Annotated in this window: 15 protein-coding genes and 7 pseudogenes; 13 read left to right on the plus strand and 9 right to left on the minus strand. The window is 58.1% G+C overall.

Annotation, left to right across the window (positions count from 1 at the left end):
* Positions 1 to 94: 94 nt before the first annotated feature.
* Positions 95 to 598, minus strand: a pseudogene (locus ABIB28_RS18020) (IS110 family RNA-guided transposase); the annotation flags it as partial.
* Between the two features lie 109 nt (positions 599 to 707).
* Here ABIB28_RS18020 and ABIB28_RS18025 point away from each other — a divergent pair.
* Positions 708 to 1516: pseudogene (locus ABIB28_RS18025) on the plus strand (IS3 family transposase); the annotation flags it as partial.
* Between the two features lie 214 nt (positions 1517 to 1730).
* Here ABIB28_RS18025 and ABIB28_RS18030 read toward each other — a convergent pair.
* Positions 1731 to 2971, minus strand: a pseudogene (locus ABIB28_RS18030) (IS110 family RNA-guided transposase).
* A gap of 204 nt (positions 2972 to 3175) precedes the next feature.
* On the opposite strand from ABIB28_RS18030, the pseudogene ABIB28_RS18035 reads away from it, so the two are divergent.
* A pseudogene (locus ABIB28_RS18035) lies at positions 3176 to 3532 on the plus strand (integrase core domain-containing protein); the annotation flags it as partial.
* A 360-nt stretch (positions 3533 to 3892) separates the two neighbouring features.
* Here ABIB28_RS18035 and ABIB28_RS18040 read toward each other — a convergent pair.
* The gene (locus ABIB28_RS18040) at positions 3893 to 5800 is read right to left on the minus strand and encodes a hypothetical protein (protein WP_354289444.1); all 1908 of its coding nucleotides are present in this window, start codon (positions 5798 to 5800) and stop codon (positions 3893 to 3895) included.
* A gap of 186 nt (positions 5801 to 5986) precedes the next feature.
* Here ABIB28_RS18040 and ABIB28_RS18045 point away from each other — a divergent pair.
* Positions 5987 to 6205 (plus strand): annotated as a pseudogene (locus ABIB28_RS18045) (transposase); the annotation flags it as partial.
* Between the two features lie 96 nt (positions 6206 to 6301).
* On the opposite strand, the pseudogene ABIB28_RS18050 reads toward ABIB28_RS18045, so the two are convergent.
* The 4 genes and pseudogenes from ABIB28_RS18050 to ABIB28_RS18065 form a co-directional block, all read right to left on the minus strand.
* Positions 6302 to 6631: pseudogene (locus ABIB28_RS18050) on the minus strand (helix-turn-helix domain-containing protein); the annotation flags it as partial.
* A 159-nt stretch (positions 6632 to 6790) separates the two neighbouring features.
* Positions 6791 to 7315: a sulfotransferase family 2 domain-containing protein gene (locus ABIB28_RS18055; RefSeq protein WP_354289446.1), complete on the minus strand. Its 525-nt coding sequence runs from the start codon at positions 7313 to 7315 to the stop codon at positions 6791 to 6793.
* A gap of 543 nt (positions 7316 to 7858) precedes the next feature.
* Positions 7859 to 8260: an O-methyltransferase gene (locus tag ABIB28_RS18060; RefSeq protein ID WP_354289447.1), complete on the minus strand. Its 402-nt coding sequence runs from the start codon at positions 8258 to 8260 to the stop codon at positions 7859 to 7861.
* Positions 8200 to 9492: an IS4 family transposase gene (locus tag ABIB28_RS18065; protein WP_354289449.1), complete on the minus strand. Its 1293-nt coding sequence runs from the start codon at positions 9490 to 9492 to the stop codon at positions 8200 to 8202. Before ABIB28_RS18065 ends, ABIB28_RS18060 begins: the two co-directional genes overlap by 61 nt.
* Positions 9493 to 9822: 330 nt before the next feature.
* Between ABIB28_RS18065 and tnpA the strand changes: the two genes are divergently transcribed.
* From tnpA to ABIB28_RS18115, 10 genes and pseudogenes are all read left to right on the plus strand, one after another.
* Complete coding sequence (tnpA, locus tag ABIB28_RS18070; RefSeq protein WP_354289451.1) at positions 9823 to 10203, plus strand: IS66-like element accessory protein TnpA; 381 nt, start codon at positions 9823 to 9825, stop codon at positions 10201 to 10203.
* The gene (tnpB, locus tag ABIB28_RS18075; RefSeq protein WP_354289453.1) at positions 10200 to 10547 is read left to right on the plus strand and encodes an IS66 family insertion sequence element accessory protein TnpB; all 348 of its coding nucleotides are present in this window, start codon (positions 10200 to 10202) and stop codon (positions 10545 to 10547) included. The genes tnpA and tnpB overlap by 4 nt, the downstream gene beginning before the upstream one ends.
* A gap of 174 nt (positions 10548 to 10721) precedes the next feature.
* Positions 10722 to 11051 carry a transposase domain-containing protein gene (locus ABIB28_RS18080; protein ID WP_502958258.1) on the plus strand — a complete coding sequence of 110 codons (330 nt, stop codon included), beginning with the start codon at positions 10722 to 10724 and terminating at the stop codon, positions 11049 to 11051.
* Positions 11003 to 11289 (plus strand): annotated as a pseudogene (locus ABIB28_RS18085) (integrase core domain-containing protein); the annotation flags it as partial. The gene ABIB28_RS18080 and the pseudogene ABIB28_RS18085, both read left to right, overlap by 49 nt.
* Before the next feature lie 199 nt (positions 11290 to 11488).
* Positions 11489 to 12121: a DUF4214 domain-containing protein gene (locus tag ABIB28_RS18090; protein ID WP_354289455.1), complete on the plus strand. Its 633-nt coding sequence runs from the start codon at positions 11489 to 11491 to the stop codon at positions 12119 to 12121.
* A 9-nt stretch (positions 12122 to 12130) separates the two neighbouring features.
* The gene (locus tag ABIB28_RS18095; RefSeq protein ID WP_354289456.1) at positions 12131 to 15313 is read left to right on the plus strand and encodes a glycosyltransferase; all 3183 of its coding nucleotides are present in this window, start codon (positions 12131 to 12133) and stop codon (positions 15311 to 15313) included.
* A gap of 6 nt (positions 15314 to 15319) precedes the next feature.
* The gene (locus ABIB28_RS18100) at positions 15320 to 15904 is read left to right on the plus strand and encodes a D-sedoheptulose-7-phosphate isomerase (protein WP_354289458.1); all 585 of its coding nucleotides are present in this window, start codon (positions 15320 to 15322) and stop codon (positions 15902 to 15904) included.
* Positions 15901 to 16860: a D-glycero-beta-D-manno-heptose-7-phosphate kinase gene (rfaE1, locus tag ABIB28_RS18105; protein ID WP_354289459.1), complete on the plus strand. Its 960-nt coding sequence runs from the start codon at positions 15901 to 15903 to the stop codon at positions 16858 to 16860. The genes ABIB28_RS18100 and rfaE1 overlap by 4 nt, the downstream gene beginning before the upstream one ends.
* On the plus strand, positions 16857 to 17336 hold the full coding sequence (locus ABIB28_RS18110) for an adenylyltransferase/cytidyltransferase family protein (RefSeq protein WP_354289460.1): 480 nt from the start codon (positions 16857 to 16859) through the stop codon (positions 17334 to 17336). Before rfaE1 ends, ABIB28_RS18110 begins: the two co-directional genes overlap by 4 nt.
* Positions 17337 to 17341: 5 nt before the next feature.
* Positions 17342 to 17893 carry a D-glycero-alpha-D-manno-heptose-1,7-bisphosphate 7-phosphatase gene (locus tag ABIB28_RS18115; RefSeq protein ID WP_354289462.1) on the plus strand — a complete coding sequence of 184 codons (552 nt, stop codon included), beginning with the start codon at positions 17342 to 17344 and terminating at the stop codon, positions 17891 to 17893.
* Positions 17894 to 17973: 80 nt separating this feature from the next.
* Here the strand turns inward: ABIB28_RS18115 and ABIB28_RS18120 are convergent, their stop codons facing one another.
* A complete protein-coding gene (locus tag ABIB28_RS18120) occupies positions 17974 to 18933 on the minus strand; it encodes a class I SAM-dependent methyltransferase (protein ID WP_354289463.1) in 960 nt (319 codons plus the stop codon).
* 12 nt (positions 18934 to 18945) lie between these two features.
* Positions 18946 to 22371, minus strand: coding sequence for a glycosyltransferase (locus ABIB28_RS18125; RefSeq protein ID WP_354289464.1), 3426 nt, complete (start codon positions 22369 to 22371; stop codon positions 18946 to 18948).
* Positions 22372 to 22607: the final 236 nt, after the last annotated feature.

The following is a 22607-nucleotide window of genomic DNA, read 5'->3' on the forward strand; positions in this document are numbered from 1 at the left end:
GCCCAGTTCGCCGTCATATTTGGCGAGCGCTTCATCAGGGCCATGGCGGCGTAATGTTCAACCGCCCGCCCACACACGGAAATCCTGACAGTCCCTCGTGAAGGAGCTTCAACAGCGCGGTGACACCGCCAGGCCCCTTGCTTGTGACAATACCGTACTCCGACAGGTGAGCCCGCAACGCGTTGATCAGCGCGGTACGTTGGCGAATGAGCAGATCGCGGGTCTTGTGGAGCATCAGCACCGCCTGCTGGTCGACACTCTTCACTGCAACGAACCGCATTGTCGGTCGCGTGACCGCTTCGCATATCGCTTCTGCATCGGCCGCATCGGTCTTGCCGCGCTTTACATACGGCTTCACATAAGCTGGCGGCATCAACCGCACGTCATGGCCAAGGGCGAGAAGCTCGCGGCCCCAATGATGGGCCGATGCACATGCTTCCATCCCGACAAGGCATGGCGGCAACGCGGCAAAGAACTTCAAAACCTCGGCGCGTCGAAGCTGTCGCCGGACCAGCACTTTACCATCAGCATCGATGGCGTGGACCTGAAATACGTTCTTCGCCAGATCAAAACCGACGGTCACAACTTCCTGCTGCATGAATCGACTCCTAGACATGGCTCAACGACCACATCATTGCACACTGACATGACCCCCGTTTTTTCCTCCAGCTGGAGCTGGAGTCCGACCCGGAAGAAGGGACGGACAGATGAAGCGGAAGCAGTTTTCGGAAGAGCAGATCATCGGCCTCCTGAAGGAGGCCGAGGCGGGCGCGGTTGTGACGGATCTGTGCCGACGGCATGGGATGTCGAGCGCGACCTATTACGTGTGGAAGGCCAAGTTCGGAGGCCTGGAGGTATCCGATGCGAAGCGGCTGCGGGCGCTCGAGGAGGAGAACGCCCGGCTCAAGCGGCTGCTGGCGGACACGGTGCTCGACAACGCAGGTCTGAAGGACCTGCTGTCAAAAAAATGGTGACGCCTGCCGCGAAGCGGGAAGCGGTCGCACATCTCCAGACGGCGCTGGGGATGAGCGAGCGGCGGGCGTGCAAGGTCGTCGGGGCGGATCGCAAGAGCATGCGGAATCGCTCGTGCCGAGGGGATGATGGCGACCTGCGGTCGCGTTTGCGCGAGCTGGCGCAGCAGCGCCGGCGGTTCGGCTATCGGCGGCTACATATCCTGCTGCGCCGGGACGGCATCACGATCAACCGCAAGAAGACCCAGCGGCTCTACCGCGAGGAAGGTCTGACGGTGCGTCGCCGGAAGGGACGAAAGCGCGCCGTCGGCGCACGGGCGCCGGCCCCGGTGCTGGCGCTGCCCAACCAGCGCTGGAGCCTGGACTTCGTGCATGATCAGATGGCCACGGGCCGGCGGTTCCGCATCCTCAACATCGTCGATGATGTGACGCGCGAGTGCTTGCGGGCGGTGCTCGACACATCGATCTCAGGCCGGCGGGTCGTGCGCGAGCTGGCCGATCTGATCGTCGAACGCGGCAGGCCGAAGATGATCGTCAGCGACAACGTCCTATGTCGGGAAGCAGCGGCGGGTTTTGGCCAGCAGATATCTATGCGCCGACTACCATCGGCGCGTGATGCATTCTGAGCCAGATGGCTTCCACCGTCAACGGGATCGCTCCCTGCCATAGCAAACACAGGATCCATCGGTGCCGGAGCAGCCGTGGTCCTCATCGTCCTTAAAACGAGATACGCACCCAGGTGGAAGGCCCGAACATTATCTACAGGGTCGCTTTCGCGCCCTCACGGCACTTGCAGAGAGGGGTCCTTCCACCTGGCATCCGACCGTTCGAGGAACGGCCGGTACTCTGTCCCCGTCTTGATGACGGCGTGAGCCACGCGTGCCATCTTGGCGGTGAGCGCCGTCATCGCCTTGCGACGACGATCGGCATCGTCCGCGTGCCCGGCGGTATATCGTCCGAGCTTATCGCGGAAGCTGTTGTCGCGCTGACGCGCGGCGACCTGGGCGGCCATCCAGAAGATACGACGCAATCGCGCATTGCCGTACTTGGATAGCTTCGTGCGGCCGCGGAACGTGCCGGACTGGCAGGTTGCGAGATCGAGGCCGCAGAACTTGAGGAACTGGCGGTGATGGTTGAAGCGGCGAAGGTCGCCTGCCTCAGCCAGGATCGTCAGTGCGTTGATCGGTCCGATGCCGGGTATATTGCGCAGCAGTTGGTAATCGACATGCTCTGCGAGCCGGGCATGGGCGAGCCGTTCGATCTCGTCGCGCTGGTGGATGAGGCTGCGACCTTGCGCGATCACCATGCTAAACATGGTGATCGCGGCCGAGTCCTCGGGCACCGGCAACGCCGCAGAACTGCAGGCGGTCTCATACGTCGTTAATTAGCCGGGCCTTGGAGACCTTACGCCCGATCAGTGGCCATGCCTGCGCCGAGAAGGCTTCCCGATCAAGCGCGGTGATGCTGGCCGGGGTGGGGAACCGCTCGATCAGCGCCAGGAACCAGTCCGACCGGCTGTTGCCCGCGAAGCGGGCGATCTCGGGGAAATAGAGCGGCAGGTAATGGGTCAGGATCCGATGCCAGGTCTAGGTCTTCATCTTGGAGACAACCTCGTGGGTCTTCGACAACTCCTGAAGATCGTTGATGCCGGCAGCGAGCGGATCGACATAGCGCTGGGTAGCGCCAATGCGGAGCATGTGCAGAATGACCTGCGCATCCTTCGAATCGTTCTTGTCCCAGCCGTTGTGCAACGCCTCGCGGGTTCGGGCCAAGGCAACCGATGAGATGAGGCGCAGCTCGAACCCCGCGGTCAGTAGGCGGTGCGCGAGGGTCCGGTGATAGTTGCCGGTCGCCTCGAACCCGACAACGATGGGGCGACCGATGGCAGCGAGCTGTTCGGCAAAACCGTCATAGTCCTCTTTGGTCGCCATGACGGTCATACGTCGGCGCCGGCCGCCTTCCGGTCGCTCGATGAGGACCTCCTGCCGGTTCTTGGACATATCGATCGCTACCAGCACAGCGCCGGCGGGTGTAGAACAGAGCTTGGTCTGGTCGGTCGGCCTCCAAAGTGTTGTCTCGACAACTTCACTTTAGACACCTGCTGGCCGGCCATGGCTTGCCCTGATGAAGCCTGCGGCCGCTACGCGGCCTTGTCTTCATCGGGGCCGTCGCGGCTCCCGAACCGGCGCTTCCCAATGTGCTACGGGACCGAGCTCACCTCGAATGCAGTGCTCGCCTGGTCCGGCGACGCCGGCGTCGAGTGGCATTACATCGCGCCCGGCAAGCCGACGCAGAACGGGTTCGTCGAGAGCTTCAACGGTCGCATGCGCGACGAACTGCTCAACGAGACGCTGTTCTTCACGGTCCGCCAGGCGCGCTCGATTCTCGCGCGCTGGGTCGACGACTACAACACCGAGCGGCCGCACTCCTCGCTCGGCTACGCCACACCGGCGGCCTTCGCCGCCGAACTCGAAAAGCAACGGGCGGGTTTAAACCCGCCCGTTGCTTCGCCCGCGCTCCTGCGCGACAACAACGGCCGGTCTCTGGTTGCCGCTGGATGAAAGACGGGGGTCAGGTCAACACCTACGCTGGTGCAGGGGTCGTCCACAGCATCACGTCACGGGGCACCACCTATTGCCGTTCAGTCCCGTTCCGAGCGACCAACACGCCCGAAAGCCGCCCGGTAGTTGTTGGGTGGAAAAGTGGCGCGACCGCTTTTGATCATTTACAATCACTCACAGCGATCTCTTCGGTTCGCCCAAACAGACACCTATTACCCCAATGATCACCTCCGACTGCCGACAAGCCAGGGAGTTGGAACCGCGAAGTATGGTTAAGCAGAAGTATGGTTAAGCAATTGCATAGCGTACGCTTTCATATAAAAGCTGGCACGGATCGAGTCCATCCTGTGGCACTGGAATTCAGGGGATGCCGTCCACAATTGCGAGCGCGGGCGCTGCAGGCGTCAAACCGCGTAGTCGCCGCTCAGCATGGTATGCGGCCTCGTAATTGCCCGCCTCCACCGCGAGAGCACTGAGCAGAGCGAGGATGCGTTCTCCTGCCGCGGACGCAACAGCATCAACCAAAGTCGGCTCCATATTATGGGCGACCCGATCGGCTGCCACAGCCTGACCAATGAGCCCCGGCACGACATGCGCATTCCCCGCCCGCTGTTGCCGCAGTGCCGCTTTCATGAGGCGATCGCTCTGCAGGGCAGCGACAATCTGGGAAATTTTCCGAACATCACTCGCGTAGGGGGCGAGCTCCAAATACCGTTCGAACAGCAGGATCGCACCGTCGACGTGCCCGCGGTCGTAGAGGATGTTTGCCAAGCCGACTGCCACACCGGGATCCGTGATCGTCGCCGCCGGACCGAAGATAGCCAGGATACCGCGAGCATCGGAATGTGCCGAAGCCAAGGGAACGGCGGCGATATCGACGCCCTTTGTGTCGCCGCGACGATGCAGGTCGAGCATAGCGCAGATTCCGATGGCTCCCTCCACATGGTCTCGATCCGCGGCATCGGGTTCAAGGGCGAGATATCGTTGCAGTAATTGTCCCACTAATGAATGATAGCCCCGGCGATCCAGAAAGTTTGCCAGGTTGCTTGCCGTGACTCCAAGACGAAGTGAGCCAATTTCTGGCAGTAAAGCACTTTCAAACTTGGCCAAAGTGGCGTCACTGTCCAGTGACGCGGCTGCACCGCCGTCCAAGTTGATAACCTCACATAGCGTCGCCACGACACCGGCTTCGTCTCCTGCCACCGCCCGCTCTTCGGCTCGCACGAACGCACCAAGCATTTGGTCAATGCGAACGACATCGACGGCCGCGAAGTCCGCCTCTTCCTTCAACTGGAACGTCATGTCTTGCAGCGCCCTCGGAGCCACTCTGTCAATCATCTCCGCGACATCGGCTGACGTCTCGTATTTTTGAGATTTGCCGGGAGAATGGGTTCTGCAGAAACGCAACTGAACACCATATCGCAGCGCCAATTCGCCGGCCTCGGCAAGTTCTTCGTCTTCATCGTTCCATTCAAATAAAATATATTTCCATTCAACATACATTGCAGAACCAGGCCGTCGATCCTTTTGCAAGGATTCCATGAATTTGAAAATCGTAGGCAACTTGCCGCCGATCCTGTAGTTCGCATAGTTGGCCTGGCGTGCGCCATCGACAGAAAAACGCATGACGTCCAATTTGGACGAGGCGATCCAACTCTTGTATGGATAACTCCCATGCGTCGTGATGCTTGTGCTCGCACGCGGATAATAGACCTTTGTAAGGTCAAGCAGTTGCTCGATGTGCGGGCATGCGAGCGGATCGCCGCGACCTTCGAAGATGACGAGCTTGATATGGCTCACCCCCTCGGCGCGGAGCTGTCGCAGGAAGCCCTCATACATTTCCGGCGTCAAGTGATAAGGTGGATGCTTCAAGCTTTTGCGCAGCTTTTGCGGGATGCATTGCGGGCAGGAAAGATGACACAGATAGGAAGGTTCGACATGCAGGACTTGCATGACGTTTGGAGCCTCATGTGCCTCCGGAATACCCGCACATCTTACCGCGCATCCGTCGCATAGGCCTGGATAAGGAAGCCGACCGGCGGCAAATTCTGTTCGGATATGCTTGAGTGCGCCGAAGCGATAGATGTCGATTTCGCCGCCTTCTTCCAGTTTTTTCGGATCGAGTTGACGAAGAATCTTGGACTCGCCGACATCGTCCCAACACGGCATCTCGCCGTTGGCTTTGAGATACAGGCCTTGGGTCATAAAGCAGCCGCGCTCGGCAGTTTTTGGCGTTGAGAACGTGGCCTCGTTATCCAATAGCTTCATGTCGCGCGCCCTCGAATATACCCCATCGAATGGGGAAACTATTGAACACTAGCGACTTGAGGTCGCTTCCGCCATATTCGGGCGACCGCAAAGCGCTGCGAAACAGCAAGTCTGAAACGCACAGACGCCATTTTACCGCCGAGGCCGGATTTCCCCTGCAGTCAAACTGCACGTCGTTAAATGCCGTACACCACGAACGCGATCGAGGCCTTGAACTCGAAGCTCAGGCGCGCCGTCAGAGCCAGGGGGCACTTCCCCAGCGACGAGGCCGCGACCAAGCTGCTCTATCTGATCTTGAACCGATCGGAGAAAGAGTGGAAAATGCCGCCACGTGAGTGGTCCATGGCCAAAGCCCGGTTCGCCGTCATATTTGGCGAGCGCTTCATCAGGGCCATGGCGGCGTAATGTTCAACCGCCCGCCCACACACGGAAATCCTGACAGTCCCTCACCACCGAGGATGCAGCAATGCCGACCGCCTTTGCCATGGCGCGCACCGTTCAGTGCGTCGCCTCGTGGGCCGGCGGCGCCAGCGTCAGCCTCACGACCTTGTCGACCAACGTGGACCCGAACGGCGCAATCCCGGGAGGCCGGCTCTTGTCACGCAGCAGACCTTCAACCCCTTCTGCCATGAACCGCTCCTGCCAGCGCCACACGCAGGTCTTCGACTTGCCTGTCGCTGCCATAATCGCGACCGTACCCAGGCCATCGTTGGTCAGCAGCACGATCCGCGCCCGCCACACGTGCTTGTGTGGCGATCCTCGGGCCGCCACCAGAGCCTCGAGCCGGACCCTGTCCGATGCTGTGACGACGATGCTGATCCCGCTGCGCATCCCGCATCGTCGCACATCCACATCGAACAGTGAATCCTCAAACGGACTCTTCCGTCCCGATCAATCCACTAGTAGATTGATTCGAACGTTTGGTGCCCTCGGTTCACCGCGGCAATGATGTCGTCGGGATCAATTCACCAGACGGTTTTTATTGGGTTGCTATAGCATTTTGTATCCAAAAATCTCAAAATCTGCGGCGAATAGGTAATTGATTCGATCTAGGGACCTTCGCGACATTTTGCCGGCGTATTTGGAACCCTCGACGGCCTCATTATTCTCAATTTTACTAACGTTAGCCAACTGAATTGCGGGTGGTTCGATATCTACATGGCGACAGAATCGCTGAAAATCCCGTTCAAACTGCTCAACCTTTCCTACGAATCCAACAATTTGGACTGAGTCTACATGCGTCCAGTAGTGGCAAGGGTGAAGCACCATGTTAGTGTTGCGACCTGCCTCAAAAACCTCATAATCAGGTAGTGAATAAATCCAGTTATCGAAATCATATCCCGATGCTATTATCCGATGCATATTTTCCGCAATTTGCGTTCTGATTAGATTTTCAATCCAATTTGGGTCTACAGCAACGTTATGCTGGTCTGCGTAGTCGCGCTGAAGTTGCATAAATCCAGAATAAGCTCGATCATACGGATTTCTAACAAATGCCGCGATCGTATAGTTCATTTTGCCTTCTGGTAGAGCGAGAAGATCGGAAAGGATTAGGTGCTGATGCACTACTCGGTTAAGGATATTATTGAAATGGAAAAAGCGAGAGTAGGAGCTTTCATTATAGCCCGCTAAGCTTAAGTGGCACGTCGAGCTCGCTGTCTTCCACGGCGACATAAGAATAAACCGTTTCGAATGCGACACGATCATTGGCTAATTTCCTAAGCTTTTCAAACTGCGGGTTGGACCTGCCATCGTCCTCTAGCGTCCGCTAGTGGTCGTGGGCGCTCGGTCCACTTTTTCGTGTGGTAGCAGACGTCTCGCCTTGGATCGCTGTTGCAAAAGGACCAAAAAGGTTAGCTAAAAATAGAAAAGTTTCGAGGGGTTTTCCACCGCCATCTTAGTCGGTTAGACAATCTAAGTGATTACAAAACCGTAGTTGTGCCTATCCCATTGGGCCCACCACCATTGGCAAAAAGTGGCAGATACCCGGCGTTTTTCGTTCGGCTAGACAAATCGCCACCCGCAGGGTTAGACAAGTTCAGCTTGTAACTGATCGGTTCACCTCGTGCTTCGGTTGATTCTTTCAGCCCTCGGCGGATCGGCACATCGGTAAATTTCGGCCACCATGTAGCTTGGAAGATAACGATAGAGCTTTGCTAGGCGTTGTGCGTGCGCCAGCGGGCTTGAGCCCGGATCTATCGTATCGCCTAGGCGTAGTGGGAGCTGCGCTTCCACGGCTCGGATTTCCTTTGGCGTCAGTAGCGGGACCTCAATTCGAACCGGCCTCAAAGGATCGGTAATGAAATCGATCTTATCAAACCCACAGTCATCGACCTTGGACGTGTCACTTTCGGTATGAAATATGCCGACTAAAGGTAAGCGTCCGGTCTGCCTTTCGATTACCCACAAGTCGGATTGGCGAGTGACGCGCCGAGTTTGATATCCATGAGGCGGGACCATCCGCGCCACATGACGGTGTTGCCGGGTGGTGGATCGTTGGCGCGGGCGAGATAGCCGCCGAGGCGGGCGATCTGCGTCAGGTAAGTGCCAAGGGACGCTGCTGCGTCGCCGGCGGGGCGGACCGGATGGAGACGATTCAGTAGCGCGATCTCGTCATCGTCGAGGGCCAGGCGGGGAGAAGCCTCGAGCGCTGCGCGATTGATCATGGTCATCCAGAACCGCCGCCACGAGAGGATGCAGAACAGGGCGATGAGGTTGACCAGGCGCTCGGCGGTGCGCAGGCGGGCATCTTCGGCCCGGCAGCCGGATTTGAGGATCTTGTGGAACACCTCGATCTTCCAGCGCATCCCGTACCATGGGAGCATCCGCACCGCATCGGCGGCCGAGGTGACGAGAAGATCGGTGATGAGCTTCCAATCGATCGCCGGCCGCCCCTCTGGCGCTCCTTCCTCGTGCGCATGGATGATGGTCAGGTCGAGGTCGGGATAGCGCTTCTGCTTGCCAATCGGTGGAAGGACGTGGACGCGCCTGTATCGCAACGCGACCTTGGCGATTGCCCCTTCGCCGATCTCGACGAGATGATGTCCGGCCACGGCGACCTCTGCCATCTCGGTGGCGACGGTATGCCCGCCGTCACCGGCAAGCCGGTCGACGCAGGTCCGCACGAGGAAATGGGTGCCGGCTTCTTGCGCGGCGCAGAAGAACTCGTAGATGTCGTTCTCGCGATCACCGATATGGACGAGCCGGTCCGGGTCGCCGAGCAGCGTCGTCGCAGCCTGCATGTTCGCCAGCCAGCGCATGCTCTCCTTGGCTTCGATTGGCACGCGCGTTGGGTTGACGTGACGCTTCAGCGCAGCGGTTCCCTTAAACCTGGCGCGCGACCAGAAGCGGATCGCCGCCAGCCCGAGCGGCAGCCCCTCGGGCGTGATCGCGAGGCTGCCGTGCATCAGCAGGCCGCACACCGTGTGCAACCGGAAGCGCCCATCCTCGCCACGCCGGCTCGGCGAGTAACCGATCGCGCCGATCGCCTCGGGCCGGTTGCGTCGGAAGCTGAACTCTGTCGTATCCTGCAAGACCAGCGTCGGCCCCTCCACGGCGGCGACCCGAGAGGCGGTCGCCTGGAAATGCCCGTCGAGGATCTCGCGCTCGCTGACATCGGGGTTCGACAGGAACCGGTATGCCGCCTTCGTGTTTGCCCAGTCCTGGCACGCCATCGGGATCGGCGAACCCACCGCGCCCGCCAACTACGTCATCAGCGGTCGGAGCCGCTGACCGAGACGAGCGTCGCGAAATCGCGACCCGGCCAGTTCCTCGTCGACCCAGCACTCCCCGCCTGTGATTCCGCACCTCGCTATAGCGACCTGGTGCGCGGACATGAATCATACTTGATTCCACGTCGGCTATCGCCGTGCGACAGCCGGAATCAGAGCTGCGACGACTTGTGGGTAATCGAAAGCCGGTCTGCCCCGCCTTGCGGGTGATGTGAGCCGCAGGCCACAGGTGCGGCACTGTGGCAAGCACCGATGCGGCACTGCGGCAAGAACCGGTGCGGCACTATGGCTATGATGATTATCGATGGTTCTGGCACGGGCGGGGCGGAGCCGCGTCGGCGGTTCAGCGATGACGACAAGGCGCGGATCGTCTCGGAGGCGATGATGCCCGGAGCGAGCGTTTCGGATGTTGCGCGGCGTTACCGGGTCTGTTCTTCGCTGGTGTATCGGTGGCAGCGCGTGCTGCTTCGCGACGGCGTTCCGGTCGAGGCCCCGCGGTTGCCGGCGCCCGCGTTCGTGCCGGTGGAGGTGGCGAGCGCGGGTGCCGCTACTCAGCCGGAGCCCCTTGGGCCAGGCGTGGTCGAGGTAATCTGCTCTGGTGGGCAACGCGTCCGTCTTGCACCACCGATCGACACGCGGGTGCTGAAGGCCGTGCTGGCCGGGTTCGGGTGATCGGCCCGCCGGCCGGCGTCCGGGTGTATCTGGCAGCTGGCATCACGGATATGCGCAAGGGGTTCGACGGGCTGGCGGCGCTCGTTCAGCAGCAGCTTTGTCAGGACCCATTCGGCGGAGCGGTGTATGCGTTCCGGGGCAAGCGCGGCGATCTGGTCAAGCTGCTGTGGTGGGGCGGCCAGGGTCTGGTGCTCCACGCCAAGCGATTGGAGCGCGGCCGGTTCACCTGGCCGGCGACCGCCGACGGCGTCGCCGTGCTCACGCCAGCACAGCTGTCGATGCTACTCGAAGGGGTCGATTGGCGGCATCCGATCCGGTCGTCCCAACCCTCGCTGGCCTGGTAATAATCGACGGTTTTACGTGCTTTTTCGTGTATTGAACACCCTGATATGCTATGCACCGATGTGTCGCTCGATACTGCCTCGCTACCCGACGATGTGAGCCTGTTGAAGGGGATGCTGATCGTTGCCGACGCCGAGCTCGAGCAGCTCAGGATGCAGGTTGCCAAGCTCCGCCGCATGCAGTTCGGCACCTCGTCCGAGCGCTTGACCGCGCAAGCCGACCAGCTCGAGCTGGGTCTCGAAGAGGCCGAGGTCGAGGCTGTCGCCAAGGCACCGCCTGCCGTCATCCGCGCGCGTGACGCCGTCAAGCCGTTCCGCCAGCCGCTGCCCGATTATCTGCCGCGCGAGGAGGTCGTGCACGCGCCCGCCTGCGTCTGTCCCGACTGCGGTGGCGCGATGCGCAAGATCGGCGAGGATGTCACCGAGCAACTCGATTATGTGCCCGCCAGCTTTCGCGTCAGGGCCGCGAGTTCGTCTCAACGGACCTCAACTTGTGGCGGTATATGAAAGGCGTCATGTTGGACTTCTTCCGGCCCAGCAATCGGATCGGCAACGCGTTCATCGAATTGTTCGGCGGCAAGGCCCGGGCCGAATGCCTGGGCCAGCACTGGTTCATGAGCGTCGACGACGCGGCCGAAAATGCTAAACGTGGCGTAGAGACTATAACGAGGCGCGACCACATAGCGATATCGGCAATGTGTCGCCGATATCGCTGGTGAACCGGTTAGTGGCACATGCCCCCCCCAACTGCCGGCCGGAACTGCATCGCGCCCAACGGGGTGGTCCAAGATCGGGTAGCAGGTCAATTAAACCGAAGCAAAGTTCAGCGGCCTGAAAACGGGGAGCAGGTCACCGGACTATTGCCATCGGGTGGATAATGCGTAAAGAGGGCAACCTTTCCGGCTTCTGCTGCCTCGGAATTTAGATACCGCTGTGGAGTCAGCATGTTGCAACGTGAAGATCTCATAACATCTCACCGTATTCCGCTGGAACCTGCGTTCGTTGCCTCCATCCGTTCCGTTGCGGATTTGCTGAATTGGTATGACGAGGTTTTCCTCGAATTGGCCTACCAAATCATGCTTCGTCGGTCTCTCGACTTTGAAGGGCGTCGATATTATCTCTCAAAGCTGCGGTTGGGCCGTAGCCGATTGGCCATCCTGGATCAGCTATCGAAAGCTTCCGAAGCCGAGCCGCTTGTAGAGCAAGTTATCGATCTTGCGTCCGAGCTCGCGCGCTATCGTGCCTCGCGCCGGTTTTTTAAAGGGTTTAAATCGCGTTGGACCGATCTGGAAATCGGCAACCGCGGATCCTTTTTCCGTGCGCGAGCGATTGCAAATGCGGTGGGGCAGACGCGGCAAGATCTCCTCCTTATCTGCGCTGACCTGTTGGCTACGCAGCGGAACCTGAGCCGGGCTTTGAGCAGTCAGAGCATGCCAGTGGCCGCCGCTGCTCCAGTGGCGCCTACGGCTGCGCTGCCGTCGGTTGTCCGTGCGCCGCGCGTGAGGACTTCGTTTGACGTCCGGGAAATCGATTTTCACAATACCGAAAAGCGCGTGATTAACGCATTGCGCATTTAGCAGGACCATATGCGGATCGTCATAGACTATCAGGGCGCCCAAACCGGAAGCCGTTTTCGCGGGATCGGTCGATACGTAAGCTCACTCGTGAAGGCCATGATCCGCCGTGGGACGGAGCATGAGTTCATCGTCGTGCTCAACGGCCAGTTCTCGGAAGGCATCGAGGCAATCCGAGCCGATCTGAGCGATTATCTTCCGCAGTCCAAGATCCGTGTTTGGCAGTCGCCGGGGCCGTTTCCCTATTTTGACGACGGAAGTCATGATCGACGCAAGCTGGCGGAGGTCATGCGCGAGCATTATCTTCGTTCGCTGGAGCCCGATGTGGTCCTGGTGACCAGTCTGTTTGAAGGGCTCGGCGACAGTGCGGTGATTTCGGTCAAAAAAAGTACCCCCGAAATACCGATCGCGTGCATATTTTATGATCTCACGCCATTAATAATGCCGGATGAGCATTTTGAGACGAGCCCGCTCCACCGCAGATGGTACAGGGACCGGATCGCGAATCTCAAAAAATGCGATCTATTGCTTGCCATTTCGGAAAGCAGCCGCGGCGAAGCAGTTGACGAGCTTGATTTTGAGCCGAATGACGTCGTCAATATCTTCGGCGCGCAAGACCAGTGTTTTGTCTTCAAGAATTTCAGTGAGATTGAACGCCGTGCGGTCCGCCGTAGGTTCGGTTTTGAAAAGCCGTTCATTCTGTATGCGGGCGGTCTGGAGCTAAATAAGAACCTCCGAAGGTTGATCGAAGGGTTGTCCTATCTCCCGGCCAACGTCCGGGAGCAGTATCAATTCGTTTGTGTCGGTAAGCGTAACGCCGGCGAAAGCGAAAAGATCTTGAGTCTGGCGCAAGATCCTCAGGTTCGAAATATGATTTCGGTCGTGGGCCATGTCTCCGAAACTGACTTGGTCGATCTCTATAACGCCTGTGAGTTGTTCGCCTTCCCGTCATTGCGGGAGGGGTTTGGACTGCCTGCGCTTGAGGCAATGGCATGCGGCGCGCCGACAATTGTCTCCAATACGACAAGCTTGCCTGAAGTGGTCGGAAATGCCGAGGCAACTTTCGACCCGACGTCGCCAAAAGCGATAGGCGACAAAATATACCAGGTTATCGCGAATCCGGACTTCAGGGCCCGATTGGTGAAATCAGGTCTTGATCGTGCTGCAATGCTGACTTGGGATCTTTGCGCCAAAAAAACCCTGGATGCGCTGGATCGCTTCAAAGTGGCTCGGCTGACTGACGCGAACCGTCGAGCCACAGTCCTCGACACCGCAATATTTAAAAAACAGAAACTTTCTATTTTGGTCTTCAAGCTAGACCATCATGGCGATTTCTTTATTGGTCTCCCGGCAATGGCAAAGTTGCGGGCGCGATATCCCGACGCCAGAATAGATATCGTTGTCGGAAGCTGGAACAAAAATGCGGCGCTAGCCAGTGAATTGTTCAATGAAGTTTTCACGCTTGACTATTTCAAGTCCAAGTCGTCTGACAGGCCACTGCTTCACGATGAGCATATGGATTTTCTGGGTCGGACCCGCTATTACGACTATGCAATCGATCTGCGACGTCAGCCCGATACGCGTTTCATCCTCTTTAAGGCCAAGGCCGAACGGTATTTCGGATACAAGACGGGCAATGGAAATCTTGATAGCCTGCTGACGAATGGGCTCGACATCCATTCCGACGCGGCGGGGCAACGCGGCTATTTTGACGCGGTTCACGCCAGTGAGCAGACCATTCGTATTCTGGATGCACTTCCGTTTGACGTGAATGACTACATTCGCTTGCCGGCGATGGGAAAGCGGCTAACCCAAAAGAAGGGTGCGGTAGCGATCTTCCCGCGGGTCGGGCTTGATGCGCGGCAGTGGGACTCCGATCGCTTCGGAGCGCTTATGCGCGTGCTTGCTGCATCTCCTGCGGTCAGCGAAATCAATGTATACGCAGGGAAGTTGGAGGAGCTCGACCCGATTGGTGTTCCGAAGCATCGGAAGATTAATATCCGGTGCGGTTTCGCGTTTGCCGATTTATACACCTCGCTGTCGGCCAACGAAATTTGCGTCGGCAACAACAGTTTCGGTGTTCATGTCGCCAGCTATGCAGGCTGCCGTACGATCGGCATTTATAGTGGGCACGAGCTTCCGCAGCAGTGGGGACCCGCGTTTAACAAAGCTCAGGCGATCATGATCGATGCTGCATGTGCACCGTGCCACTTGCCCGACCGTCAGAGCTGTCCTTTCGGTGTCTTCTGTCTCGAGGACATCTCGGTCAAGGCCGTAAGCGATCTCGTTCTTGCCGACATCGCCGGTGTTGAGCAGACGGCCTATAGATCTGACATCATCGCGGCGAACCCAGCCAGCGCGGTGCCCGCGCTGATCGAGGCCATAAACCAGCTGCGCGTGCGTGATACGATCGGGAACCTGCCAGGCGAGCAAAAAGTCGCGGTTGCGGCGGCGATCTCCCGCAATTTTCCTGAGCGTAAACGCAGTGGATTTACGCTCTACATAGACGTCTCCAATTTCCGCCATGACGTGAATATACTGGAGCCTAAAACGCAGATTCAGTGGGATACGACGGTCAGTCTTATTAGGGTCTTCAAGCAATCGCTGCCTGTCGGTTACTCGGTAGAAACCATTGCCTCGCGACAGCATGACCACGAATTCTATCTTGTTCCATTCGATCGGATCGAGGACGTGTCAGCATCATCGGAGGACGCCCCAGTTGTCGTTCCGATTCCAGGCGACATCTATCTGGGTGTCGACCTTTATCCGTATCGAAACTCGGCGCAATGGGATCTCGTCTACAGTTGGCGGACATCCGGCGTTACGACGGCGTTTCTGATGTCGCGAACTGATCTCGGCCCCGGTGCGATCGCGGACCCCGAAGAGCCACGCGCGCGCTTGATGGAGGCCTTTTTGCGCGAAGCGATGCATTTCGATCACATCCTACTGCATGGTCCCAGGCCGGATGAGATCGAAGAATGGGTGCAGTTCAACGTGCCACCGCGGGAGCGCCCTATCTCGATCACCGATGTCAGCGCGTCGTCCGGCGTAGCAACAGGCCTCGACCCGGACGCGGCGCCCTCGACTTCGCAGTTTTCGTACGACGTGCCGCGCATTATTCAGACTTTGATTAGCCGTGATTTGGCTTTACCCCCACGCTCCGTGTTGCAGCACGCACCACAAACAGTGAGATAATTCGTCATGGTAAACACGCATCCCACCTCGACGGTTGTCGCCGAGATTACCGACACGCTTGCGGCGCTCGGCACGGCGTTCACGCCCGAATATTATGCTTCGATCGAAGCAGCTGCTACCTGCCTGACCCAGGCATTGGCTTCCGGCGGGAAGATTTTGATCATGGGCAATGGGGGCTCCGCTGCGGACGCACAGCATATTGCGGCAGAGTTGGTCGGACGCTTTAAGGTCGAGCGCAAGGCGCTTGCTGCGATTGCGCTGACGACCGACAGTTCGATCCTGACGGCCTGGAGCAACGATTATAGCTACGACACCGTCTTTAGCCGGCAGGTCGAGGCTCTCGCGCGCCCTGGTGACATCGTATGGGGTATATCGACCTCTGGAAATTCGCGGAACGTTGTGCGTGCCTTCGAGAGTGCGCGTGCGATCGGCGCGACCACGCTCGGTATGCTTGGGCGCGATGGTGGGCAGCTTCGCGCGCTCAGCGACATCGCGATGGTGGTCCCGCTGGCCGCGACGGATCAGATCCAGACTGCGCATCTGTTGACCTACCATGCGCTTTGTTCGCATCTCGACACTGCATTCAAATGACCCTGCGAGACGCGATCGGGCGTTTGCGGATCATCGTCGTCGGCGATGTGATGCTCGACGAATATTGGTTCGGCGAGGTCAAGCGCATTTCGCCTGAAGCTCCGGTGCCGGTCGTGCGAATAACCCGCTCCGAAGAGCGGCCGGGGGGCGCCGCTAACGTCGCCCGCAATATCGTTTCCCTTGGCGCATCGGCAACGTTGCTTTCGGTGGTCGGCGGTGACAGCGCCGCGGATCGTCTTCGCGCGGTGTTGGACGGCGGGGGGATCGATCACCGGCTCCAGACGGATCCACACATCCGCACGACCGTCAAACTGCGCGTCATTGGGCACCAGCAGCAGATGCTGCGGATCGATTTCGAGGACGCGCCTTCCCGGGAGGCGCTTGATCAGAAGAAATCGGAGTTCGCCCGTGTGCTGGAGGGGGCGGACCTGGTGATCTTTTCGGATTATCGGAAGGGCGCCCTAGACCATGTCGACGACTTGATCGAGCAAGTTCGCGAACACGGAATCCCGATTCTTGTCGATCCCAAGGGCGATGATTTCGACCGGTACGCCGGTGCGACCGCGATGACGCCAAACCGTTCCGAATTTACCGCTGTCGCGGGAAGCTGGAAATCGACTGAGGAGTTCGAACGGAAAGCTGAGGCATTGCGCCAGCGTCTCGGGCTTAACGCACTGCTCGTGACGATGAGCGAACAGGGCATGATGCTGTTCCGCGAAGGCGCGGTGCTGCACAAGCCTGCGCAGACTCGGGAGGTGTTCGACGTGTCGGGCGCCGGCGACACTGTGATTGCGGCGTTAGGAGTGATGCTCGCCGTCGGTGCCACTTGGGATCAGGCGGTAGAATTTGCCAACGCCGCGGCAGGTCTAGTCGTGAGCAAGCTGGGTACGTCCGTTGTTAGTTTCGACGAGGTCGCGCTGTTGTTTGATGCGATCGAAAGCTGGGGGCGTCGATGAGCATTTCAGACAAGATCGTGTCCGCTCCGATGCTCACGGATGTGCTTGTCGACGCGGGGCGGCCGTTGGTCTTTACCAATGGAGTGTTCGACCTCCTTCATCGCGGGCATGTCGAATATTTGTCCGATGCGCGCGCATTGGGTGGTGCCTTGATCGTCGGTCTCAACAGCGACGTTTCGGCTCGCTTACTTGGCAAGGGCGCCGACCGGCCAATCAATCGGCAGGAGGATCGAGCGGTGATGCTAGCGGCCCTGTCGTCGGTCACCTTCGTTTGCCTTTTCGATGAGCGAACACCGCTTCGTCTTCTCGAACAGGCACGCCCCCACATCTACGTAAAGGGCGGCGACTACGACGTCGAACAACTGGCTGAAACCGCACTTGTTCGGTCCTGGGGTGGGCGCGCACAGGCCATCGCGCTTCGCGACGGCTACTCGACCACCAATCTCGTCCATCGCATCCGCGCCTGCTCCACGTAATCCTGATGGAACGCGCGCTATTTTTAGATCGGGACGGCGTGATCAACGTTGATCATGGCTACATCGGTACGGTTGGGCGGTTTCATGTCATTCCCGGCGTCTTCGCGGCGCTTACTCGCGCCGAGTGGTTGGGGTATCGACTTATCGTCGTGACGAACCAGTCGGGTATCGCCCGCGGCTATTTTTCCGCCGACGATTATGGTCGAGTCGAGCGCCATATGGTGGATGTTTTTGCGGCCCACGGTATCAGTTTTACCGGCATCTATCATTGCCCCCATCACGTCGATGGGGTGGACGGACAGTTCGCGGTAGAATGCTCTTGTCGCAAACCTGCCCCGGGACTTCTCATTCGGGCCTGTGCGGATCATGCGATCGATCCTGCACGGTCGATCATGGTTGGCGACAAGCCGAGCGATCTCGAAGCTGGTGGCGCGGCGGGAGTCGACAACGGATTTCTGATCGACAGCACCGCTCCCGAAACCGGTAAGAGGTTCAAATCGCTTTCGAGCCTTATCGCATCGCCGATATTCGAGAAGATTGCACGGCAAAATCGATAACGAAGTGCGTTTTCGGCGCTAGGGGTAAGCCCAAGCGCAGCCGATGCAAGATTGGTGCGGCTGCAGGCGATCAGCGATGGTCACGGTTCCTCGACCTCCAGCGTTCCGACCGTCTCCATGATAGCTCTGATCCGCTCCCCGAGCACCTCCCGCGAGGCATGCACATCGAATTCGCTTTCCGCCAACAAAAGCGCCGCGCTTTCCGCTTTCGCATAGATCTCGCCGCGCATCTTTTCGACGGCGGTCGTATACTTCCACTCGCGCGCGGACATCTGGCCAGGTGCACCGTCCTCGACGTTCCGACGATGGATATAGGTCGACGCCGTCAGTTCTATCGGCTTGTGATTCGATGCGACGACCAAATTATAAGGTGCTCTCTGCGGCTGCGGCGCGGCTTCGATCTCAGTCGGACCGACCCGCTCGAAAATGGATCCCGTCCGTGACTCGGCCGCTGAGATCATCGACCCTACAATCGGAAGTTGATAGTATAGAGAGATATGTTTAAAATGCTTTCGCAGCGCAGAAAGAAACTGCTCGCGCGTCAACTCGGCGAGATGGAAGGGATTCTGCTCGTCGCCACATCTATAATAGCTCACGTCGGGCGAGCTGATCAACAGATAGCCATCGCTTCGCAGCAACGTCTTGCATTGCTTTAGGAAGCGATCTTGCTGTTTAATGTGTTCGATCGTCTCGAAGCTGACGATCGCGTCAAAGCGCGCCTTGCCGAGTTTCAAAACTTCAACATCGCATTGTTCAAAGCTGAGATTTGGCGTCTGATAGGCACCTTGTGCGAAATCGATCGCTTCCTGAGAGATGTCGACGCCGAGAACAGAGCGCGCCGTCTGCGCCATCAGCGCCGATCCGTATCCCTCGCCGCAAGCGGCATCTAGGATGTCGAGCCCGCCACTGAGTTCGCGCGCAACAAGATAGCGATGGTAATGCTCTATCTCGACTTGTTCGTTAGCAGCGGTGGTATACCGCTCGCCCGTCCAATCAAGTGGCTTGATCGGACGAACAATATGGATCGACTCGCTCGTCATAGAATGGTGTCCTTAAACGCTGCGCGGCCAGCTCTCATTACGCCAACGTACAGACGCTTTCTCGAGTACAGCACGGACCTCTCCATCAAAAACCTCTTGGTTGAAGCGGGTGCGCGCGTAGTCGATTTGCGTATTACGGACCGTGTTCCACCACTTCTCGTCGGTGATCAAACGACTGACCGCTTGGGAGAATTGCTGCCCGTCCGAGTCCCGCTTTGCAACGGCCAAGCGGGCCCGGGTATCCCCCGTAGCGCCAATTTGATCTGCCAGGAGGTCCGTCATCACGATTGGCGTCCCAACCAGCATCGATTCCACGACTTTGCAGGGGATGCCCGCAGAGTAGCGTGTAGGGGCCAACGTTACGAGCGCCTCGTCGTAGAGTTCGGAAAGCCGCTTTTCAGATACCATGCCCATGAAATCCACTTCGGCCAATGGGTTTGCCTCCGTGAATTCACGCAGGACCGCCTCGTCCCAATATCCGACGCAGGTCAAGCGCTTCCCATGCTCCTTGATCATCTTGGCGCCCCCCCGGAGGAACCAGTTCAGGCTGTCGAAATTCGGAGCCAGCGGCGAATGGACTGCACCGACAAAAAGCAGTCGGCTGCGCTCCTTCCACGGACGTGTCGAGCGGACGACGCTACTCACTGTGTGAGAAATGATCGAAACGTTGTGAAGCCCGACCGAGCGGATAAAGCCTGCATCACGCTCGTTCACGGCAATGAACTGGTCAACGATCGCAGATGCGTTGAATTCCGCTGCGACAAGATCGCTGATTTCGGCAGCAGTGGGCGCATTGCCTTGCAATTTGGCAAGTTCGATCGTGCGCTGGACGCTGACTGCCTCGGTGTCGCAGACGATAGTCGTGTCCCACTGATTCTTATGAGCTTTGAAAATCTCGTAGAAGCGCGGGAGATTGTGCGAACGGCACACCCAAATGTGCGAATAGATACCCGGCGACCGGTTGAGTATCGCCTCAAGTGACTCCTCAGGCATCCAATGCCGATACAACATCACATCGCCAAATTCGTACTCGTCGATTTTGACCGTGGGATTGAGGGCTATGACGTCGTAAGCCACGCCCAGCTTATGGAAGGTGCGCAGTACCTCAGCGGCGCGCCCAAAACCCGAGCCGAGACGCAGATCGGGGACCAAATCCTCGATCACTAACACGCGACTCTTGGGCCGCCCAAGGCGGGTGATACCCGCCGCGCCCATGATCTTATCGACGGGCGGCCGAAGACCAATTTCCGAATGTTTGGACAACAACCGTTTACGATTACGGAGAATGGTCGGGTAGCTGACCGCCGGTGGTCGCCCTTTCATGAAGCTGGCATGCTCATAATGGGTGATAGTAATATCAGGATTGACAAATACCGATTTACCAAGCGCCTTTTTGAGGCGGAAGCATAGATCAACCTCCTCATAATACCCTGGCGAGAAGGCGTCATCGAAGCCCCCAAGATGTTCGAAATCGGCCCGTGACAGGCAGAGGAAGCATCCGGACACGTAGTCGACCTGATCTATCCCGCTATTCGAATTATAGCTCGATCGTTCGCCGCGGGCGAAGCCGAAGGTGCTGCCATCGCCACCGATAAAGGCTCCGATTTCTTGTACTGTAAGATCCATGGACAAAATTCGTGGGCCGATCGCCCCGCAATTCGGGATGCTGCGATAGCTTTCGACCAGATCGGCAAAGACGCCGGGTTCAAACTCGATGTCGTTATTGACCACCAAAACGAGCTCGCCGGTCGCCATAGCCGCACCGACATTCGCTGCGCCAGGATAGCCTAGCGCTTTGGCCTCATCGACGTATTTGATGCCCTTCGTCGCGGCGAGCAGTTCCGCGGTGCGGTCTGTGCTTCCGTTGCTGACGATGATTATCTCAAGCGTCTGCCCACAGCGGCGCTTGATCTCGATCGCGCCGTAATATGCCAGTTCTAAGAAGCGGGCCGTAAACTCCAACTGGTTGTGCACCGGCACAATGACAGAGAGAGCGGGATTCTTGCCGACCAGCCCCGAGAAATCCAGAGGCTTGCGAGTTAGACGGATATGCGCGTCTTTGGCGCGCCGCTCGTAGAGAGCCTTGGCTTGCAACATATCGATGCCCCGATCCGCCAGCGGGCGCGCCGCTCGCATGTTGTCATGGCGACCGATGAGCAGAAAATACTCGAGCGGCGTTATTGCGAGCTTGCGGCAGGTATCGCCAATCCACGGGTATCGACTAGTCATGTAAACATAATCAAAATACGGGTTGGGATTGCGACCTTCCTTCACGCCGTAAATAAGAAAGTGATGTGCCGCGCTTAGAACGTGGACATTGTCAGGCACAACATCGCGGTACGCAAAAAGATAATAGCCGGCGTCGAAATCCGGTGAGAATTGAACGTGCTGCGGATACGAACTGAGGCAGAAACTCTCGAGCAACGACATGTATTTGCCGGAATTAACATCCAGCAGCATCGTCGGATTCATGGTCTTGTAAAAGTGCGGATCGAACAGCGCCAGAGTACGCAGTTCTTGGAACTGCCCGAACGTCACAAAATGGTGAAAAGGTCTGTCTTGCGTATCAACGTCCGGGTTCAACAGGTCGTAAGCGGTCGGACAGAACATCCAATGCGGACGGATACCGTTTTCATCACCATGAGCGAGGAAATCAACGAAGGGATTTGCGTCCGGCGTCCAACGTTTTACACGACCACCGGCAAAAGCCTGTTCGCGCTCGCTGACGTAATAATCTGGTTGGAACAGCCAGTGCGTAAGGAGACCTTCCCGAAAGGCGATCTCGACGCGGTCAAGCACTTCTTCGAGAGTATACTCTGACGGCTCCAGATCGGTACCAAAAATCTGATCCCGCAGACCGCTCCTTGATGGCCCACTCAACTGAAAATACGGTGAAATTTCCGCGTCGCCTTTGACGACCATGAAGGCGACGAGGGTTTTCCAACGCGGCGCCCCGCGAAGATTCTGGATGCCAGCATTCGCACGCCAAAACCATTCTTCATTAAACTGAAGAATATCGTCGTAGAACTTTGTGGGAACTGACTTTGCTTTGTAAGTCCGGCGGATGTTATTCGCGACGAGTAATGAGCGCTTCGACAACGCTGATTTGCCCAAAATATCTTTCAATAGTAAAATGCCCGATAGAAAGAAATCAGGCCACGTATCTGAGCGAGGCGGTGGGGCGCCCAGTCGAGCTAGAAACGCAGGAATCTCTCCCTCGATATCAGCGTTTCGATCTTCGACAAGTCTTTCATAGCCAGAGCGCAATATATCGCCGCAAAGCATCTGGAACTCGCCAGGGCCGTTGATAGATTTTAGAAGGTCGTACTTTGAAACTCCAACCCAAGGATGCCCTTCTTCTGGGTCGCGCGCATTGAAGATATTGTACAGGCAAGCGACGTCATTCTCGTCACATGGCTCATTTACAAAATCTTCCATCGAAGGATTTACCTTTGTTTAAGCCGCGGATGGTCGATCGGACGCACCGGGGCGTTGTTTGTAGCTGAGGTGGCATTATCAAGCCCAGAGCGGTGTGCATAGACGATTATCGAGGAGTTACTGGGATGATGCCTGGTTTCCTAGGGTCAGGCCCCATAAACGGGAAACCCTTGTTGGCGCGAATGTGATTCATATGTGGACGCCCCCTTGGCAAGGGCATTTTGTCGGGATGGGTT

The organism is Sphingomonas sp. UYEF23, from assembly GCF_040546165.1.
Lineage (GTDB): Bacteria > Pseudomonadota > Alphaproteobacteria > Sphingomonadales > Sphingomonadaceae > Sphingomonas > Sphingomonas glacialis.

Coding starts and splice junctions, on each gene's coding strand:
- ABIB28_RS18040 (WP_354289444.1), bottom strand. CDS start 5,800: ATGAAGCTATTGGATAACGAGGCCACGTTCTCAACGCCAAAAACTGCC.
- ABIB28_RS18055 (WP_354289446.1), bottom strand. CDS start 7,315: ATGAACTATACGATCGCGGCATTTGTTAGAAATCCGTATGATCGAGCT.
- ABIB28_RS18060 (WP_354289447.1), bottom strand. CDS start 8,260: ATGGTCCCGCCTCATGGATATCAAACTCGGCGCGTCACTCGCCAATCC.
- tnpA (WP_354289451.1), top strand. CDS start 9,823: ATGATGATTATCGATGGTTCTGGCACGGGCGGGGCGGAGCCGCGTCGG.
- ABIB28_RS18080 (WP_502958258.1), top strand. CDS start 10,722: ATGCAGTTCGGCACCTCGTCCGAGCGCTTGACCGCGCAAGCCGACCAG.
- ABIB28_RS18090 (WP_354289455.1), top strand. CDS start 11,489: ATGTTGCAACGTGAAGATCTCATAACATCTCACCGTATTCCGCTGGAA.
- ABIB28_RS18095 (WP_354289456.1), top strand. CDS start 12,131: ATGCGGATCGTCATAGACTATCAGGGCGCCCAAACCGGAAGCCGTTTT.
- ABIB28_RS18100 (WP_354289458.1), top strand. CDS start 15,320: ATGGTAAACACGCATCCCACCTCGACGGTTGTCGCCGAGATTACCGAC.
- rfaE1 (WP_354289459.1), top strand. CDS start 15,901: ATGACCCTGCGAGACGCGATCGGGCGTTTGCGGATCATCGTCGTCGGC.
- ABIB28_RS18110 (WP_354289460.1), top strand. CDS start 16,857: ATGAGCATTTCAGACAAGATCGTGTCCGCTCCGATGCTCACGGATGTG.
- ABIB28_RS18115 (WP_354289462.1), top strand. CDS start 17,342: ATGGAACGCGCGCTATTTTTAGATCGGGACGGCGTGATCAACGTTGAT.
- ABIB28_RS18120 (WP_354289463.1), bottom strand. CDS start 18,933: ATGACGAGCGAGTCGATCCATATTGTTCGTCCGATCAAGCCACTTGAT.
- ABIB28_RS18125 (WP_354289464.1), bottom strand. CDS start 22,371: ATGGAAGATTTTGTAAATGAGCCATGTGACGAGAATGACGTCGCTTGC.